The sequence below is a fragment of the Klebsiella michiganensis genome (genome assembly GCF_015139575.1).
GTDB lineage: Bacteria > Pseudomonadota > Gammaproteobacteria > Enterobacterales > Enterobacteriaceae > Klebsiella > Klebsiella michiganensis.
Map to the genome: position 1 here is coordinate 1,587,045 of NZ_AP022547.1, position 16,694 is coordinate 1,603,738.

Here is a 16,694-nt window from a genome sequence, read left to right on the forward strand (position 1 = left end):
CTTGCCCGGCTTTCGCGATACCGCTGACGAATTACAGTACCAGCGCGGCGATAGACGCAGAGAGCACGCTCACCAGCGTAGAACCGTACACCAGCTTCAGGCCGAAGCGGGAAACCACGTTACCTTGCTCTTCGTTCAGGCCTTTAATCGCGCCGGCGATGATACCGATAGAAGAGAAGTTGGCGAAGGAGACCAGGAAGATAGAGATGATGCCTTCCGCACGCGGAGAGAGCGTGGCGGCAACTTTCTGCAGATCCATCATGGCGACGAATTCGTTAGAAACCAGCTTGGTGGCCATAATACTTCCTACCTGCAGCGCTTCACCTGCCGGTACGCCCATCACCCACGCAACCGGATAAAAGATATAGCCGAGGATCCCCTGGAAGGAGATGCTATAGCCGAACCAGCCGGTGACGGTGGCGAACAGGGCGTTCAGCGCGGAAATCAGCGCGATAAAACCAATCAGCATGGCGGCCACGATAATCGCCACTTTAAAGCCTGCCAGGATGTATTCACCCAGCATCTCGAAGAAGCTCTGTCCTTCATGCAGGTTAGACATCTGCAGATTTTCTTCGCTTTCGTCAACGCGATACGGGTTAATCAGCGACAGCACGATAAAGGTGCTGAACATGTTCAGTACCAGCGCCGCAACTACATATTTCGGCTGCAGCATGGTCATGTACGCGCCCACGATAGACATGGATACCGTAGACATCGCGGTCGCCGCCATGGTGTACATGCGGTTGCGGGACATCTTGCCAAGAATATCTTTATAGGCGATGAAGTTTTCGGACTGGCCCAGAATCAGCGAGCTGACAGCGTTAAAGGATTCCAGCTTGCCCATGCCGTTGATTTTGGACAGCACGGTACCAATCGCGCGAATGACGATAGGCAGAATACGAATATGCTGCAAAATACCGATCAGCGCAGAAATAAAGACGATCGGGCACAAAACCTTCAGGAAGAAGAACGCCAGGCCTTTGTCGTTCATGTTGCCGAAGACGAAGTTTGTCCCTTCGTTGGCGAAACCGAGAAGTTTTTCAAACATCTCGGAGAAGCCCTTCACAAAACCCAGACCAATGTCAGAGTTCAGGAAGAACCAGGCCAGCAGCACTTCAATGACAAGCAGCTGAATGACATAACGAATACGAATCTGCTTACGGTTGTGGCTAACCAACAGGGCCAGAATGGCCACCACTACGATCGCGAGAATAAAGTGCAGGACGCGGTCCATATTTGCTCCAAATATGAGGCAGGTTAAATTTCTGTGCACATTCTATGTAACAAGCGCAAAGAAAACGAGAGCCAGCACACACTATTGCAAGGATATGTGACTAATGGCAAAAATAGTGATCAACCATGCATTTTTGTTATGTTACGTAAAGGTTTTAAAAGTTGCTCGGTTGTACTATTCTGGTGATTAATTAAAAGCGTTTATCAGTTCCCCGGTTTTCCGTTGCCAACCCGCTATCGTTCTCTCCTATCACAGCAATCATTATCATCGCTCCAAATGAACTTGATAATCATTCGCATTTTGATAGCATAAAACATAGCAAAGGCTATATTTCCAGAGGCAGAAAATGACCAACAGTCGCGTTGAGAATAGCAGCGGTCGCGCAGCGCGCAAGATTAAGCTCGCCCTGATGGGGCCGGCGTTCATTGCTGCCATTGGCTATATCGATCCGGGTAACTTCGCCACCAACATTCAGGCCGGCGCCAGCTTTGGCTACCAGCTGCTGTGGGTGGTGGTATGGGCTAACCTGATGGCGATGCTGATTCAGGTGATGTCGGCGAAGCTGGGCATCGCCACCGGTAAAAATCTGGCGGAGCAAATTCGCGACCACTACCCGCGTCCTGTGGTGTGGTTCTACTGGGTGCAGGCCGAAATTATCGCTATGGCGACCGATCTTGCCGAGTTTATTGGCGCGGCTATCGGATTTAAGCTGGTGCTCGGCGTGTCATTGCTTCAGGGCGCTGTATTGACCGGAATTGCGACGTTCCTGATTCTGATGCTGCAGCGTCGCGGTCAAAAGCCGCTGGAAAAAGTGATAGGCGGGCTGCTGCTGTTTGTCGCCGCAGCGTATGTCGTTGAGCTTATCTTCTCCCGGCCCGCGCTGGCACCGCTGGCGAAAGGGATGATCGTGCCTTCACTGCCGACCAGCGAAGCGGTGTTTCTTGCCGCCGGGGTATTGGGGGCGACCATCATGCCGCATGTTATCTACTTACACTCATCGCTCACTCAGCACCTGCACGGGGGGACGCGCAAAGAGCGCTATAACGCCACGCGCTGGGATGTCGCCATCGCCATGACCATCGCGGGTTTTGTTAACCTGGCCATGATGGCGACCGCCGCCGCCGCCTTCCACTTTAACGGCCACACCGGGATTGCCGACCTCGATCAGGCCTATCTGACGCTGGAGCCCTTGCTGAGCCACGCGGCAGCTACCATCTTTGGTCTGAGCCTGATAGCGGCGGGTTTATCCTCCACGGTTGTGGGAACCCTGGCAGGGCAGGTGGTAATGCAGGGCTTTATCCGCTTCCATATCCCGCTGTGGTTTCGCCGGGCGATCACCATGCTGCCGTCGTTTATCGTCATTTTAATGGGGCTGGATCCCACGCGTATTCTGGTGATGAGCCAGGTATTGCTGAGCTTTGGTATCGCCCTCGCGCTGGTGCCGCTGCTGATATTCACCAGCGATTCCCGGTTAATGGGCGACCTGGTCAATTCCCGGTGGGTAAAACTGCTGGGGTGGGGGATAGTTGCGGTCGTTGTGCTGCTTAACGGCTGGCTGATTATTGGAACGATATTCAGTTAAGCGTGACGATGAAAAAGGGAGCCGAATGGCTCCCTTTTGCGATTAATGATGCCCGTGGCCATGTCCGCGTCCGCCGCCTGGCCCACGCCCCCAGCCGCCGCGTCGGTCATCGCGATCTTTCCAGCCTTCGCGATAGCCGCGTTCGTAGGCTTTACCTTTATCCCAGCCGCGATGCCAGCCGTTGTCGTGACGACGCCAGCGGTTATCGCGCCACTCATAGTGTCGACGCCAGTAATCACGGTCGCGCCAGCCGCCACCGTCCCAGTAGTTACCGTAATTGTCGCGATCGCCAATTTGTAATTTTATTGATGGCAACAGGGTGATTTCACCAGCGTTAGCGACCAATGGCGCTGAAGCCAGAAGCACTGCAGCCAAAATCAGTGACCTGAACATACTCTTCTCCTTCACGATCGGGGCCGTTGTCGGCCTGTTAACCTGATATTACGGGGCGGTAAAGCCCCGCCGCATCGGAGGAACTCCTAAATCGCAAGTGAGAGCACTTTTTGCTAAAGTAACAATGAATTTACACCGCAAGGATCGCGTCAATGGTGGCCCGTTCTTCGGCGCTGAAATGGCGGTTTTCCAGCATGCCAACCGCATCGTCGAGCTGCGAAGTTTTACTGGCGCCAATCAGTACCGACGTCACTTTCTCATCGCGCAGTACCCAGGCCAGCGCCATCTGTGAGAGCTTCTGTCCGCGGGATTCGGCCAGCGTATTCAGCTGACTAATCTTTTCCAGCTTGCTTTCAGTAAGCTGCTCCGGTTGCAGGAACCGGCTGCCGCTGGCGGCGCGGGAGTCCGCCGGGATACCGTGCAGGTAACGGTTGGTGAGCTGGCCGCCCGCAAGCGGTGAAAACGCTATACTTCCCACCCCCGCGCTCTGTAGGAAATCGAGTAATCCCTCCTCGACCCAGCGTTCAAACATCGAATATTTGGGCTGATGAATCAGACACGGCGTGCCGAGATCGTTAAGGATATTGACGGCTTCCCGGGCCTGTTCGAGCGGATAATTCGATAATCCGACGTAGAGCGCTTTCCCCTGGCGGACGATGTGGTCCAGCGCGCTCATGGTTTCCCGCAGCGGCGTTTCGGGATCGGGGCGGTGATGGTAGAAGATGTCGACATAGTCGAGACCCATTCGCTTAAGGCTCTGGTCGAGGCTGGCAATCAGGTACTTGCGCGATCCCCAGTCGCCATAGGGGCCGTCCCACATGGTGTAACCGGCTTTACTGGAGATAATCAGTTCATCGCGATAGGGCAAAAAATCCTCTTTCAGGATGCGGCCAAAATGACTCTCCGCCGAACCCGGCGGTGGCCCATAGTTGTTGGCTAAATCAAAATGAGTCATGCCGAGATCAAATGCGTGACGCAGAAGCTGGCGGCTGGTTTCCACCCGCGTTTCGTCGCCAAAATTGTGCCAAAGCCCAAGAGAAATCGCCGGTAGCTTTAGTCCGCTATGACCGCAGCGGCGGTACTCCATCGTTTGATATCGCGTGGCGTTTGCCTGGTAAACCATACTTCCTCCGCAGATAAAACAGGGTTGTGTATACGTTTACACTAAAGAATGTTTGCCGCGGAGTACACACCCTGAAGGCGTAAATTTTGCTTTCCACCGCCATTGTTGAGCGCAATCTGGACAGCGCACCTGCTTATTCAATACTCAACTTACCTGCACGAGAGGAGAGTAAGGATATGCAACCGACTTATACCATTGGCGATTATCTGTTGGATCGTCTCGTAGATTGCGGCATAGACCGCTTGTTTGGCGTACCGGGTGATTACAATTTACAGTTTCTCGACAGCGTTATCGCGCAGCAGAGCTTAGGGTGGGTAGGCTGTGCTAACGAGCTAAACGCCGCCTATGCCGCCGATGGCTATGCGCGCATTAAGGGCGCGGGCGCGCTGTTGACCACCTATGGCGTCGGTGAACTGAGCGCGCTCAACGGCGTTGCCGGGAGCTACGCTGAGCATGTACCGGTCCTGCATATCGTCGGCGCTCCCTGTACCGGCGCACAGCAGCGCGGCGAGCTGCTGCACCATACGCTTGGCGACGGTGATTTCAGCCACTTTTCGCGTATGAGTGAACATATTACCTGCTCTCAGGCGGTGCTGGCGGCGGGAAATGCCTGCCATGAAATAGACCGGGTACTGAGTGAAATGCTGACCCAGCATCGCCCCGGTTATCTCATGCTGCCGGCCGATGTGGCCAAAGCAAAGGCCACCCCGCCAGCTCACCGCTTGCTTATTCACACGCTGCCCGCCGACGAGAACCAGCTGGCCGGGTTCCGCGAGCACGCCGAGCGGATGCTCAGAAGCAGCCGTCGCGTATCGCTGCTGGCGGATTTCCTCGCCCAGCGCTATGGACTACAAAACGCTCTGCGAGAGTGGGTGGCGAAGGTGCCGGTTGCTTACGCCACAATGCTGATGGGCAAAGGGCTTTTTGATGAGCAGCAGCCTGGGTTCGTCGGGACTTACAGCGGGATAGCCAGCGCAGAGGATACCCGCGATGCCATTGAAAACGCGGATACCATTATCTGCGTCGGCACGTGTTTTACCGATACCATTACCGCCGGTTTCACCCAACACCTTACGCAGGAAAAAACGATAGAAGTCCAGCCCTTCGCCGTTCGGGTTGGCGATCGCTGGTTTAGCCGGGTACCGATGGAAAAGGCGCTGGATGTCTTGATCGAACTCTCTGCCAGCCTGGCGGCAGAATGGCATGCGCCAAATGTTCAGGCGCCGGGCGTCAGCGGCGCGCCAGAGGGGAGCCTGACGCAGAAAAATTTCTGGAGTACGGTGCAGAAACAGCTGCGCCCGGGAGATATTATCCTTGCCGATCAGGGGACGGCCGCTTTTGGCGCCGCCGCGCTTAAGCTGCCCGCTGACGCAACGCTGATTGTCCAGCCGCTATGGGGATCGATAGGCTTTACCCTTCCGGCAGCCTACGGGGCGCAAATCGCGGCAGCGGACAGAAGGGTGGTGCTGATTGTTGGCGATGGCGCTGCGCAGTTAACTATTCAGGAGCTGGGGTCGATGCTCAGAGATAAGCAGCGCCCGCTGATCCTGTTGCTCAATAACGAAGGCTATACGGTCGAGCGCGCGATTCACGGCCCCGAGCAGCGCTATAACGATATTGCGCTCTGGGACTGGAATCGCCTGCCTGACGCTTTTGCGCCGGATGTCCCTTCCCGATGCTGGCGAGTGACGCGCACCCACGAACTGCAGGAAGCGATGAATAGCAGCGTCGCCTCAGACAGGCTGACGCTGGTGGAGGTGATGCTGCCAAAAATGGATATTCCCGACTTTCTGCGCACGGTCACTCAGGCGCTGGAAGAGAGAAACAGCCGGGTTTAATCTCCACGCTTCCTGGCAATCATCAAGGGTTTACCGGCCAGCAGCAGCCAGGCCGGAAGCATGACGATACACAGCAGCGGAAGCAGCGTGGAATCGGGCACCACGACCGCTGCCATAAACAGGCTCAACCAGCCATCACGCGTCACTACCAGCGTCAGTCCGAGGATGGCGCAGGAAACGGTGATGGCTGCCGGCACGGCATCCACGTGTGCGTGAAGCATCAGGCCTAGCGCGACGCCGACGAACACCGCCGGAAAAATTCGACCGCCGCGAAAACCGCAGGCGGCCGCCAGCACCAGCGCCGCCAGCTTCACCAAAGCAATAAGCATGTAATCGCTGGCGGTTAACGTCTGGCTGAAGGCTAATTGCTGCATTTCATCCAGGCCTTTAAACAGCGTGATATGCCCGCCGACGACGCCCAGGATCCCCAATAAAAATCCGCCAATACCGAGGGTTAAGATCGGATTTTTCAGCCGCTGCATCAGCGCGTGCAGGCGCGGTAAGCACCAAACGCCAACCATGCCGACGGCAATAGCAATCAGCGTCACGATAGCGCCGCTAAAGATATCGACAAGCTGCCACCGCTCGTAGTGCGCAATAGGTAACGAAAAGTTGGGGTGGAAAAACAGCCCGGTGGTCAGAGAGCCCGCCGCCGCGGCAAGTAAGGGGGCGAAGAGTCGGTCCCAAAGCGGGACATCGTTACTGCTGTTCAGCGTTTGCGAAAAGATCAGCGCCGCGGCAACAGGCGTGCCAAATAGCGCCCCGATAGTGCCGGAGGACGCCAGGATCGTCCAGTCCAGCGCGCTGACTCGCGGGAAAAGGCGGGAGCCAAGCGCCACAGTGAGGGCGATATTAATCACCATGATAGGATGCTCCGGCCCGAGGCTAACGCCGCCCGCCAGGCCGACGATCAGCGCAGCGAGCAGGCCGGGCAGAGCGCCGGGACTCACCGGTGCGCCAATGAGTGACTCGGTGGCCGGATCGGGTCCGGCGTGACCAGGACTAAAACGCACGACCAGACCCACGGCGATGCCGGTGCCGGTGAGGATAGCTATCGTCCAGAAAGGGCCGCTGGCGTTCATACCCAGCAATCCAGGCAGGCTACTCCAGAGAATATTCTGCAGCATGGCTGCCGTTTTCATCGCCACAATCAAGACCAGGCTGGCAGCAATACCAATCACGATTGCGGGTATCGATAACAACAGCATCGTTCTGGCGCGCGGGTGCAGCATGAAAATATCCTTCTGAAGGTTTCGACGCACTACTTTGCCCGGGGGCGTTAAGGTCGTTGGCGCAAATGGTGCTGAAACGATAAAGTAAAGAGCTGGCCTGACGATTGGCCGCACAATAATTTCATAAATTACAGCCTAACTGTGACGTAGGTCGCTAAACAAAGGGCGCTTATGCGTTGGTCGTTGTTGTTAGGACGTCATGAATTTAGAGTGTGCCAAAGAATCATTTTGACTTTAGCGGAGCCGTAACGGAATGACAAAATTTGCTTTAGTAGGGGACGTTGGCGGAACGAATGCTCGTCTGGCGTTATGCGATCTGGCAAGCGGGGAGATCTCCCGTGCTAAGACCTATTCCGGGCTCGATTATCCCAGTCTTGAAGCCGTTGTTCAGGTCTATCTGGAAGAGCATAACGTCCAGGTAGAAGACGGCTGTATTGCCATCGCCTGTCCGATTACCGGCGACTGGGTGGCGATGACCAACCACACCTGGGCATTTTCTATCGCTGAGATGAAAAAGAACCTGGGTTTCTCGCATCTGGAAATCATTAACGATTTTACCGCAGTATCGATGGCGATCCCCATGCTAAAAGCTGAACATCTGATTCAGTTTGGCGGCGCGGAACCGGTGGAAGGCAAGCCGATTGCCGTCTACGGCGCCGGTACCGGGCTGGGCGTTGCTCATCTGGTACACGTTGATAAGCGCTGGGTGAGCCTGCCGGGTGAGGGCGGCCATGTGGATTTCGCCCCCAATAGCGAAGAGGAAGGCATTATTCTCGAAGAGCTGCGCAGCGAGCTGGGGCACGTCTCCGCTGAACGCGTCTTATCTGGACCGGGGTTGGTCAATCTTTACCATGCGATCGTGAAGTCTGACGGGCGTCTACCGGAAAATCTGCAGCCTAAAGATGTGACCGAACGCGCGCTGGCCGATACCTGCATCGATTGCCGCCGCGCGCTGTCGCTGTTTTGCGTCATTATGGGCCGATTTGGCGGTAACCTGGCGCTGACCCTCGGCACCTTTGGCGGCGTGTATATTGCTGGCGGTATCGTGCCGCGCTTCCTTGAATTCTTCAAAGCCTCCGGCTTTCGCGGCGGTTTTGAAGATAAAGGCCGATTTAAAGCCTTCGTCCAGGATATTCCGGTCTATCTGATTGTCCACGACAATCCGGGACTGCTGGGCTCCGGCGCGCACCTGCGTCAGACTCTGGGACAGATTCTGTAAGCCCCGTCTCTTACCCGAATAAAATGATTATTCGGGTAAATCCTCTACAGATGCATGAGCTGGCGAAACTCTTTCACCTTGCTGCGGCTTACCGGAACCTGAAACTCAAGGTCGCGTAGCCGCAGAATATAGGTGTTGTTGAACCAGGGTTCGATTTCGCGAATTTTGTTCAGGTTGACGCAGTACGAGCGGTGACAGCGGAAAAAGTGCGCCGGCGGTAGCTTGTTGCAGAACTCCGTGATATTCATCGGCATCACGAAGGACTCCTTGCGGGTATAAACGAACGTCATCTTTTCATGCGCTTCCGCGTAGTAAATATCGTGGATGCTGGTGACGATAATCCGTTCATCTTTAACCAGATTAATCGTGTCGTTTTCCCTGGCTGGATTGGCCGCTGCCCCGCTACCGGCGCTGACCTGCTGCTGTTGCTGCCAGGCGCCGGTCAGCTTTTGCAGCATGTTGATAATGCGCGATTCCTGGTAGGGCTTGAGAATATAATCAAACGCCTCCAGCTCAAAGGCTTCCACCGCATGCTCTTTCCACGCGGTAATAAAAACGATAAAGGGCTTATGCGCGAACTGGCTGATGTTTTGCGCCAGCAGTACGCCATCCAGAGATGGAATATTGATATCGAGAAAAATGGCGTCGACTTTGTTGTGCTGTAAAAACTTCAGCACATCCAGACCGTCGTCAAAGGTGCCGACAATCTCCATTTCGCTATGGGTGTTAATCAACCAGGTGAGCTCTTGCTGCGCGAGGAACTCATCTTCCACAATGATGACCTTCATTTTATCTCCGCTCATGACAGCAGCGACTCCGTAGCCACCTGGGGCGCGTGTTGGGTTGGCACATAGAAGGCAATTTCGGTCCCCGGCGTCAGGCGTCGGATATGCAGTCCTTCCCCGTACAGTAGCTTGACCCGGTGATGAACATTGAGTAAACCGATTTTATTTCCCGGCATTTCGTCAGCCTCTACCCTCGCTACCACCGCAGGGTCGATACCGTTCCCCGTATCGCGAACGCTAATTCGTACCCGATTCCCGCACTCATTGATGCCAATGGTCACCACGCCTTTTCCTTTGCAGGGCTGAATCCCGTGGACGATAGCATTCTCCACCAGCGGCTGAATTAGCAGGCTGGGGATCATAAAGCTGACTTCATCATCAATATCATAAATCACCGTCAGCTTGTCGCCGAAGCGAGCCTGTTCAATCGCGATGTAATCCTTGATTTGATACAGCTCCCTTTTGATATCTATCTGTTCATCATCTTTTAATTCAATGTTGTAGCGTAAATAGCGCGACAAATTAAAAATTAACTGACGCGCGGTGTCCGGATTCATGCGAATCGACGATGAAATGGCGTTCAGCGCATTAAATAAGAAATGGGGATTGATTTTGCTTTGCAGCGCCCGCAGCTCGGCTTTATTGGCCATTTCACGCAGCTGTTCAGCGCGGGAAACCTCCAGCTGCGTAGAGATGATTTGCGACAGGCCTACCGCCATTTCCTGCAATGAGGAGGTGATGCGGTGCGCGTGGCAGTAATAGATTTTTAGCGTACCGGTGACGACGCCTTTTTCCCACAGCGGAATGACCAGCATAGAGTGTATTTCCGGCGTCCGATGAGCCTCATCATTGTTTTTAATAATGATTTTTCCATAGCGGATCGCCTGTTGCGTCGTCGGGCTGATAAAGTCATCGTTATCGCGGTAGTTGATTTCCCCGACGCCGACGTAGGCCATCACGTGTTGGGTATTGGTAATCGCGACGGCATCGGCACTGATATCGCGGCGGATAATGTCGCATACCTGACGCAGGGACTCGCTGTTGACGTGGCGAAATAGCGGGAGCGTTTTGTTGGCGATGTCGAGCGCCAGTTTTGCCTGACGGGCGGCGCTGGCTTCCTTTTCCCCCTCAACGCTCTGCACCAGCAAAACGATAAAGCCGATACATACGCTGCCAAGGATCATCGGAATACCAATCTTAGACACGATGTCTATCCCCAGCGCGAATGAAGGCGCCCACACGATCACGAGAATCATGGTTAAGGTTTCGCATAGCATCCCGGCGAGGATCCCCGCTTTCCAGCGCTGTGCTTTCGGCACTTTACGACCAATAAAACCAGAGAGCAGACCGGCGACAATGCTGGTAATAAAGCAGGGGACGGCGGTGACGCCATCAATATCAATCAGGTAGCGATGTACGCCGGCGATCGCGCCGACAATAGCCCCAACCCACGGGCCGAACAGGATCCCGCCGGACATGACCGCGATAATACGCACGTTGACCAGCGATCCCTCGACCGGTACGCCTGACCAGGTGCTAAAGAGGGCAAAGAGAGAGAAGATCGCGGTAACGGCCAGCAATTCTTTAGGGGTGTGCGCGGATTTATGCAGAAGTTCACGAAACAGGCGCAGGCGAATGAGGAAAAAGAGACAAATCAGCATTAATGCCGCGCGGTCAAAAACCGCCAGCAGCATAGTAAATATTTCGTGCATGTGTGCGCCGTGTTAATCGCGAGAAAGCAACATGATAGAAAACCTCGCGGCAGAAGGCCAGCTGAAGGCATGAATAGGGAAAAGTCTTACAAATAAAAGGGGATTAATAACAAACACCCGCGATTCAATAGCGTCTACGGATGAGCAAGCATTTAAGTAAAATTAAAGATATCAGCATGTTAATTTTGATGTAGTAGGCGAGGAGGGGAAAGAACGTTGCTGCCGTATTTAGTCGGACTGATGCCCGTTTTTATCGCCAGAAATTATTTTTCTCAGCCCCTCTCGACAGCAGGAAAATTTTCGGGTTATTTTCTAAACGTGCTGCACAGGCAGCAGCGTCGCTCGGACGGTCCGGGCGCTAACGTTAATCCGAGGAATCTATGGCTGAATTCAGTCCTGAACGCCGTTTTACGCGTATCGATCGTCTCCCCCCTTACGTTTTTAATATCACTGCTGAACTAAAAATGGCTGCGCGACGCCGCGGCGAAGATATTATTGATTTCAGCATGGGTAACCCCGATGGCGCCACTCCGCCGCATATCGTTGAGAAACTCTGCACCGTTGCCCAGCGTCCCGATACCCACGGCTATTCTACTTCCCGCGGCATTCCGCGCCTGCGCCGGGCGATTTCTCGCTGGTATCAAGAGCGCTATAACGTTGAGATCGATCCGGAATCAGAAGCGATAGTCACCATTGGTTCAAAAGAGGGGCTGGCGCATCTGATGCTGGCGACGCTTGACCATGGCGATACCGTACTGGTGCCAAATCCCAGCTATCCCATCCATATTTACGGTGCGGTGATTGCCGGAGCCCAGGTACGTTCGGTACCTCTGGTCGAAGGCGTGGATTTCTTCAACGAGCTTGAGCGCGCGATTCGTGAGAGTTACCCGAAGCCGAAAATGATGATCCTCGGTTTCCCCTCCAACCCGACCGCACAGTGCGTCGAACTGGAGTTCTTTGAGAAAGTCGTGGCGCTGGCGAAGCGTTATGACGTGCTGGTGGTGCACGATCTGGCCTATGCCGATATTGTTTACGATGGCTGGAAAGCACCCTCTATCATGCAGGTCCCCGGCGCGCGCGATGTCGCCGTCGAATTCTTTACGCTCTCTAAAAGCTATAATATGGCGGGCTGGCGTATCGGCTTCATGGTCGGTAACAAAACGTTGGTTAATGCGCTGGCGCGCATTAAAAGCTATCACGATTACGGCACTTTCACCCCTCTACAGGTTGCGGCGATTGCCGCGCTTGAAGGCGATCAGCAGTGCGTTCGCGACATTGCCGAGCAGTATAAACGTCGTCGCGATGTGCTGGTGAAAGGGCTGCATGAGGCTGGATGGATGGTGGAATGTCCGAAGGCGTCAATGTATGTCTGGGCGAAGATCCCAGAGCAGTATGCGGCGATGGGCTCACTGGAGTTTGCTAAAAAGCTGCTGCAGGATGCAAAAGTCTGCGTTTCTCCGGGCATTGGCTTTGGAGACTATGGCGATACCCATGTACGCTTCGCGTTAATTGAGAACCGCGATCGTATCCGCCAGGCGGTGCGCGGCATAAAATCGATGTTCCGTGCCGACGGGCTGCTTCCCGCGTCGGCTAAGTTAACCAGCGAAAGCCACGAATAAAAAAAGGAGCCGAGAGGCTCCTTTTTTTAACACCGTTAAAGCTAGATCATCAGGGCGAAAGTACCGGCCCAAACGATGACCATAAAAGAAATGCCCATTAAGAAATATTTCACGACTCATCACTCCGCGCTCTCGGCGAGACGCCTTAAATGAATTTGCTCTTCATTGCCTGCTCAGCTATCGCTCACGAAAACGACGCTTTTTCAGCGGGCGGTAGCTGTAAATTCTGAGCGTAAACGGCTCCAGATGGCGCTAATGTACGCCTAAAAAATGAGGGAAACAAGAGCCATTTTTTTATTAATTTTTAGTTACTTACGAGTGTCGTGATTCGGCGACACATTAATTTCATTCGGTATTAAATTTCATTCTGGCGACGGTCATTAACAACAGTTTTTGTACTGATATAGTTGTTTGATTTTGTGCTTTTTTCTGCCTGAATGCGGGAGGAGTTAACTATCCCGCATGAGGAGATGACGGGTTCAGCGAGCGGCTGAATCCTGATGTTGCCACTCTTGCGGGTAGCGTGCGGGAGCGAAACGCAGCGTTATGGCCATTAAGGCCAGGACGCAGGCGGCGTGAAGCATCCAGTCGAGCTGGTAATTGCCGCTTAAACTCCGCAGCAGTCCCGACAGCCAGGGGGAAAGCCCGGCGACAATAAAGCCCACTCCCTGCATAAACGCGACCAGTCGGCCCGCAATGGCGGGGTGCCTGGCGTGATCGAGCGCCAGGACCAGACACAGCGGAAATGCGCCGCCAAGCCCAATACCGCAGCAGATGGCCCAGACAAGCGGTACCTGCTGCGGTAGCCAGATAAAACCGCAGAAGCCGACAAGCTGTAAGGCCAATGCCAGCATCAGAAGCGTTCGTCGATCCTCATGTCTGGCCAGGATGGGCAGCAGGAGCGCTCCGCCGGTCTGGCCGATGGTCATTAACGCCAGCAGGGTACCGCTGAACTGCGCGCTGTAGCCCGACTGCATATAGTAAGGCGGCAACCAGGCAATCAGGCTGGCATAGCCGCCGTTGATCAAACCAAAATAGAGGCTAAGCGTCCACGCGCGACGATGGCGAAAAAGCGTGACCCGGGTTGTTGATGGCGTCCGGGCGGGTAACGTTCGGCTTAGAGGCCACCAGCAGAGGAGCGCGGCGGCGGCGGGTAACGCCCACCACGCAAGCGCGTGATACCAGATAGCGCTATGCTGCGCCACCAGCCACGGCGTGAATGCGGCGCCCAGGCCGCCGCCACCCATCAGCGCCGCGGACCAGAGCCCCATCACCTGCGGCGTCCGACGATGAAAAAGACGCTTTATCACCGCGGGAATGAGCGCCTGAATAATACCAATGCCGATTCCGCCAAGGAGCGCGCTGCTGAGTAATAGCGCGCTCTGCGGCGCCAGTTCGCGAAGTAAAGCCCCGGCGACGATCGTTAACAGGCTGAGGGAGATACTTTGGCGCTCGCTGAAATGACGGTTAATCCAGCCGCCGGCTAGCGCCAGCAGACCCATGGCGATCACCGGTAGCGCGGTGAGCAGAGAGGCAAGCGTGAAGCTCATGCCGCTTGCCTGCTGGATCTGCGGAAGGAGCGGTCCAACGGAGGTCAGCAGCGGACGCATATTGATACCGATAAGCACCAGCACCAGCAGTATCGTGCCATTACGTTGCGTCAGGTTCATCGTTGAGTAGCCGGCGTTTGTTTCGCTGTGGGGAAGGTATTGAGGCAACTCATGCCGATCTCCTGTGGCGTTTGGTAAAGAATCGCGAGCAGAGTACGTAACTTATTTCATAAGTTAAAATACTTAATTATGATTGAGTTCATTTGAATTTCTTATGGATGAATTCATGCTGCCGCGACACCTCAACTACTTCATTGCCGTTGCTGAACACGGCGGCTTTACGCGAGCGGCAGCCATCCTGCATGTTTCACAACCGGCTTTGTCGCAGCAGATTCGACAGCTGGAAGAGACGCTGGGAGTACGGCTTTTTGATCGCAGCGGGCGCAACACTTGCCTGACGGACGCCGGCAAGGTCTGGTTAATTTATGCGCGCCGGGCTTTACGGGAACTGGCCGAGGGGCAGCGCGCGCTCCATGACGTTGAAGATTTGCAGCGCGGTACCCTACGTGTAGCGATGATGCCAACCTTTACCCATTATTTTATGGGGCCGCTGGTGGCTTCGTTTTATCAACGTTACCCGAATATAACGCTGGATATACAAGAGCTGGCGCAGAATCGAATGGAGACTCTGCTGCTCAATGATGAGCTGGATATCGGGATCGCTTTCGACGGTAGCGATTCACGGGATATTGTGTCTCAGCCGCTGCTCTCTGAAACCCTGGCGCTGGTGGTTGGCCGCTCTCATCCTCTGGCGGCGACCCGCCGTGTGGCGCTGACGGCGCTCAATCAGGCGTCACTGATTCTGCTAAGCAGCGCTTTTGCTACTCGCGAGCAAATCGATCGCGACTGCCGACAGCGCGGTATTCAACCGAAAGTGCAGATGGAGGCCAACTCGATTAGCGCAGTGCTGACCGTGGTTGAACGCACGTCGTTGGCAACCTTGCTTCCTGCTGCCATTGTTCAGGGGCGTGACGATTTAACCGCGATCGAACTCGCGCCATCATTACTGGAAAGAACCGCGTGTTTGATACAGCGAAAGGGGGCCTGGCAAAGCGCCGCGACCCGAGAGTTTATACTAATGGCACATCAGGCTGCGTCAATATTGAGCGCAGGACAGGGATTTAACGAATCGACTGAGAGAGATTTAACGTTACGTTGATTCGCTGTATATAAAGTATTTCATATACATCAGGAGCGTTTATAGAGAACGATTTTATTATGAAGCCAGATTCATCTCTGAATTCATATTGAAATGCATTTCACATTTGCTACTGCATTGCGCGCCCTGTACCTATGGCGTTGTAATGATTCATTCTGATTTAATTAAATTAAAGAAGTATTATTCGAACGTATATTCTGACGCCGGTAGATTAATGCTGCCGTAGCTGGAAACCACGCCTTCAGACCTGAGTTTATCCATAGCTCTATTAAATATTTTACTTTTTTTGTTTTCAGTCGCGTTAAGCATGTTATCGCCAAAATGGGGATTGGATTGAATGATGTGATTGATAAATTCAATGAGCAACTTATTTTGCATAATCGTTGAGGGCGTCGCTATATCTTGCTCCTCAGATAAATGTAAGGTTTTTTCAGAAAGTTCGAGAGGGCGACTGCTGATGGTATGTTCATAAATTTTCTCAATCGCCTGACTCGTGATGTAAAGCTTACTCAGCGTGATGGTTGGCCTCTCATCCTCGTCGGGTATGAAGTGGCAGAAGAGGACATTGGTGGCCGGTGATATGATGCTTATCCTCTGCTCAGTAATAATGTCTTCAGGTGTTTCTAAGATCTCCATCAAATTTCTCGTGTGGCAGTACCATAAGCCAGAGACGGAAACCCGGAGTTTTAGCTGGGTAACAGGTATACCATATTGGGCTTCCTGATTTGCTTCACTATCATTAAATTTAAAAATTTTGTTAATTTTTGAATGCCGTGACCACGATCTTTCGCTTATGCTCAACTCATCAATATTGGGGGCGTTAAGAAAATAGAGATTATTACTGCTCTGGTCATGTTGGAACGCACCTTTTAATGTTCCGTTAGTTTTACCTACTTTTATGCACAGGCTTATCGCGCCAATATCATGCCAATGAAGTAGATCTTCTATTTCACAATTCAATAGTTTTTTAGCGCGAGATATTGAACAGTATTCCAGGGGGGGAAGATTGTTTAGTTTCCATATGTTTCTTTCTTTTCTTTCCATGGTCTATATCATCTTATGAAAAATAGGGGGTTATGGTTTTCTTAAATTGACCTCTATCGACGTTGCGACGATTTAGATTCATACAAAATATTTATCAAAACAGATATTTTATATCAAACTTTGATATTGGCGTGTTGTGTTGAA

Annotated in this window: 14 protein-coding genes; 5 read left to right on the forward strand and 9 right to left on the reverse strand. The window is 53.6% G+C overall.

Going from position 1 to position 16,694, the window contains the following annotated elements; genetic code table 11:
- Positions 1-31: 31 nt before the first annotated feature.
- The gene (locus tag JLG71_RS07605) at positions 32-1,234 is read right to left on the reverse strand and encodes a NupC/NupG family nucleoside CNT transporter (protein ID WP_004104312.1); all 1,203 of its coding nucleotides are present in this window, start codon (positions 1,232-1,234) and stop codon (positions 32-34) included.
- A gap of 346 nt (positions 1,235-1,580) precedes the next feature.
- Between JLG71_RS07605 and JLG71_RS07610 the strand changes: the two genes are divergently transcribed.
- Positions 1,581-2,816 carry an Nramp family divalent metal transporter gene (locus tag JLG71_RS07610; protein WP_004852949.1) on the forward strand — a complete coding sequence of 412 codons (1,236 nt, stop codon included), beginning with the start codon at positions 1,581-1,583 and terminating at the stop codon, positions 2,814-2,816.
- Positions 2,817-2,858: 42 nt separating this feature from the next.
- Here the strand turns inward: JLG71_RS07610 and JLG71_RS07615 are convergent, their stop codons facing one another.
- Together JLG71_RS07615 and mgrA are read right to left on the reverse strand one after the other, a co-directional pair.
- Complete coding sequence (locus tag JLG71_RS07615) at positions 2,859-3,209, reverse strand: DUF2502 domain-containing protein (protein ID WP_014230302.1); 351 nt, start codon at positions 3,207-3,209, stop codon at positions 2,859-2,861.
- A gap of 130 nt (positions 3,210-3,339) precedes the next feature.
- On the reverse strand, positions 3,340-4,332 hold the full coding sequence (mgrA, locus tag JLG71_RS07620; protein ID WP_049082531.1) for an L-glyceraldehyde 3-phosphate reductase: 993 nt from the start codon (positions 4,330-4,332) through the stop codon (positions 3,340-3,342).
- Between the two features lie 176 nt (positions 4,333-4,508).
- Here mgrA and JLG71_RS07625 point away from each other — a divergent pair, with 176 nt between their 5' ends.
- A complete protein-coding gene (locus tag JLG71_RS07625) occupies positions 4,509-6,170 on the forward strand; it encodes an alpha-keto acid decarboxylase family protein (protein ID WP_200914040.1) in 1,662 nt (553 codons plus the stop codon).
- Here JLG71_RS07625 and JLG71_RS07630 read toward each other — a convergent pair.
- On the reverse strand, positions 6,167-7,402 hold the full coding sequence (locus JLG71_RS07630; RefSeq protein ID WP_014230299.1) for an ion channel protein: 1,236 nt from the start codon (positions 7,400-7,402) through the stop codon (positions 6,167-6,169). The two genes, JLG71_RS07625 and JLG71_RS07630, sit on opposite strands and share 4 nt — an antisense overlap.
- Before the next feature lie 253 nt (positions 7,403-7,655).
- On the opposite strand from JLG71_RS07630, the gene glk reads away from it, so the two are divergent.
- Positions 7,656-8,621, forward strand: coding sequence for a glucokinase (glk, locus tag JLG71_RS07635; protein ID WP_004852938.1), 966 nt, complete (start codon positions 7,656-7,658; stop codon positions 8,619-8,621).
- 44 nt (positions 8,622-8,665) lie between these two features.
- Here the strand turns inward: glk and JLG71_RS07640 are convergent, their stop codons facing one another.
- Together JLG71_RS07640 and JLG71_RS07645 are read right to left on the reverse strand one after the other, a co-directional pair.
- Positions 8,666-9,409 (reverse strand): LytR/AlgR family response regulator transcription factor, encoded by a 744-nt coding sequence (locus JLG71_RS07640; protein WP_025106647.1) that lies wholly within the window; start codon positions 9,407-9,409, stop codon positions 8,666-8,668.
- An 11-nt stretch (positions 9,410-9,420) separates the two neighbouring features.
- On the reverse strand, positions 9,421-11,100 hold the full coding sequence (locus JLG71_RS07645; protein ID WP_161506375.1) for a sensor histidine kinase: 1,680 nt from the start codon (positions 11,098-11,100) through the stop codon (positions 9,421-9,423).
- Positions 11,101-11,498: 398 nt separating this feature from the next.
- Here JLG71_RS07645 and alaC point away from each other — a divergent pair, with 398 nt between their 5' ends.
- Complete coding sequence (gene alaC / locus JLG71_RS07650; RefSeq protein ID WP_009654875.1) at positions 11,499-12,737, forward strand: alanine transaminase; 1,239 nt, start codon at positions 11,499-11,501, stop codon at positions 12,735-12,737.
- Positions 12,738-12,778: 41 nt separating this feature from the next.
- On the opposite strand, the gene ypdK is transcribed toward alaC, so the two are convergent.
- Together ypdK and JLG71_RS07660 are read right to left on the reverse strand one after the other, a co-directional pair.
- Positions 12,779-12,850: a membrane protein YpdK gene (gene ypdK / locus JLG71_RS07655; protein ID WP_077777854.1), complete on the reverse strand. Its 72-nt coding sequence runs from the start codon at positions 12,848-12,850 to the stop codon at positions 12,779-12,781.
- A gap of 366 nt (positions 12,851-13,216) precedes the next feature.
- Positions 13,217-14,407: a cyanate transporter gene (locus JLG71_RS07660; protein ID WP_200914042.1), complete on the reverse strand. Its 1,191-nt coding sequence runs from the start codon at positions 14,405-14,407 to the stop codon at positions 13,217-13,219.
- A 166-nt stretch (positions 14,408-14,573) separates the two neighbouring features.
- Between JLG71_RS07660 and cynR the strand changes: the two genes are divergently transcribed.
- On the forward strand, positions 14,574-15,506 hold the full coding sequence (cynR, locus tag JLG71_RS07665; RefSeq protein ID WP_025106649.1) for a transcriptional regulator CynR: 933 nt from the start codon (positions 14,574-14,576) through the stop codon (positions 15,504-15,506).
- Positions 15,507-15,686: 180 nt separating this feature from the next.
- Here the strand turns inward: cynR and JLG71_RS07670 are convergent, their stop codons facing one another.
- Entirely contained in the window at positions 15,687-16,550 is an 864-nt protein-coding gene (locus tag JLG71_RS07670) for a hypothetical protein (RefSeq protein WP_025106650.1), read from the reverse strand.
- Between the last annotated feature and the right edge of the window lie 144 nt (positions 16,551-16,694).

What these genes read in the sequence shown, in the direction of transcription:
- JLG71_RS07605 (WP_004104312.1), bottom strand. Translation starts at nt 1,234, where the DNA reads ATGGACCGCGTCCTGCACTTTATTCTCGCGATCGTAGTGGTGGCCATT.
- JLG71_RS07610 (WP_004852949.1), top strand. Translation starts at nt 1,581, where the DNA reads ATGACCAACAGTCGCGTTGAGAATAGCAGCGGTCGCGCAGCGCGCAAG.
- JLG71_RS07615 (WP_014230302.1), bottom strand. Translation starts at nt 3,209, where the DNA reads ATGTTCAGGTCACTGATTTTGGCTGCAGTGCTTCTGGCTTCAGCGCCA.
- mgrA (WP_049082531.1), bottom strand. Translation starts at nt 4,332, where the DNA reads ATGGTTTACCAGGCAAACGCCACGCGATATCAAACGATGGAGTACCGC.
- JLG71_RS07625 (WP_200914040.1), top strand. Translation starts at nt 4,509, where the DNA reads ATGCAACCGACTTATACCATTGGCGATTATCTGTTGGATCGTCTCGTA.
- JLG71_RS07630 (WP_014230299.1), bottom strand. Translation starts at nt 7,402, where the DNA reads ATGCTGCACCCGCGCGCCAGAACGATGCTGTTGTTATCGATACCCGCA.
- glk (WP_004852938.1), top strand. Translation starts at nt 7,656, where the DNA reads ATGACAAAATTTGCTTTAGTAGGGGACGTTGGCGGAACGAATGCTCGT.
- JLG71_RS07640 (WP_025106647.1), bottom strand. Translation starts at nt 9,409, where the DNA reads ATGAAGGTCATCATTGTGGAAGATGAGTTCCTCGCGCAGCAAGAGCTC.
- JLG71_RS07645 (WP_161506375.1), bottom strand. Translation starts at nt 11,100, where the DNA reads ATGCTGCTGGCGGTTTTTGACCGCGCGGCATTAATGCTGATTTGTCTC.
- alaC (WP_009654875.1), top strand. Translation starts at nt 11,499, where the DNA reads ATGGCTGAATTCAGTCCTGAACGCCGTTTTACGCGTATCGATCGTCTC.
- JLG71_RS07660 (WP_200914042.1), bottom strand. Translation starts at nt 14,407, where the DNA reads ATGAACCTGACGCAACGTAATGGCACGATACTGCTGGTGCTGGTGCTT.
- cynR (WP_025106649.1), top strand. Translation starts at nt 14,574, where the DNA reads ATGCTGCCGCGACACCTCAACTACTTCATTGCCGTTGCTGAACACGGC.
- JLG71_RS07670 (WP_025106650.1), bottom strand. Translation starts at nt 16,550, where the DNA reads ATGGAAAGAAAAGAAAGAAACATATGGAAACTAAACAATCTTCCCCCC.